Source organism: Streptococcus oralis (assembly GCF_003943825.1).
GTDB classification, from domain to species: domain Bacteria; phylum Bacillota; class Bacilli; order Lactobacillales; family Streptococcaceae; genus Streptococcus; species Streptococcus oralis_CD.
This window is the reverse complement of record NZ_RJNJ01000044.1, coordinates 1-850: the sequence shown is the minus strand read 5'-3', so window position 1 is coordinate 850 and position 850 is coordinate 1. Positions and strand designations below refer to the sequence as shown.

At 40.2% G+C, this 850-nt stretch carries 1 protein-coding gene; it reads right to left on the bottom strand.

Annotation, left to right across the window (positions count from 1 at the left end; translation table 11 throughout):
* On the bottom strand, positions 1–850 hold an 850-nt coding region (locus D8863_RS10445; protein ID WP_260469797.1), incomplete at both ends, for an ABC transporter substrate-binding protein.

Genomic DNA, 850 nt, shown 5'->3' with positions numbered 1-850 from the left:
CTACATTATCTTCACCAAGTACTTTTTCAACTGTTTGTTTAAAGGATTGAATACGAGCGATATAGCTCTTAGCAGTTTGGTCTACTGGAATATCCAAGTGGATAGGGAATTTTGCTCCTTCTGCTTCCAATGCAGTTTTGGCTTTCGCAAATTCAGTCTTGGCTTTATCAGCATTGAAGAGACCGTCTTGGCCATCAGCAAAGTTTACGTTCTTCCACTCATCACCATAAGTAGCCATCTTTTCAGTTACCAAGTCACCGAAGGTTTTGTCTCCTGCAGAAACAAAGTCAGGTTTCACAAAGAGGTTGCGAACTGCAAGGGGAGCCCCTTCTTTACCATTGATTTGTGCTGAGTAAGAAGTACGGTCAAAGGCGAAGTTCAAGGCCTGACGGAAGTCTTTGTTAAGAAGGGCTTTCTTAGTAGAAGACTTTTCTTCATCAGTTGTCTTAGAAGTGTATTTGTAACCTTGACGGTCAATATTGACACCTAAACCAAAAATACCAGGTCCCGATGGAGTGTAAAAGATATTATCCTTATAACTTTCTGCTACCTTAGAGTAGTTTGAACTTGTAGGGAAAAGGCGAGCATAGCTGTATGCTCCACTTGTAAAGTTACGCTCAATGGACTCTTGGTCGGACCCATCATAGAAAGCAAGGGTAACTTTATCAAGGTGAACGTTATCCTTATCCCAGTACTGCTCATTCTTAGCAAATTCGATAGAAGATTTAGTAGTCAAACCTTTTAGCAAGAACGGTCCATTATAAAGCAATGATGTAGGATCTGTTGCTTTGGCAAAATCTGATCCTTTTGATTTTTCAAAATCTTCGTTCAATGGCCAGAAGATTGAGTA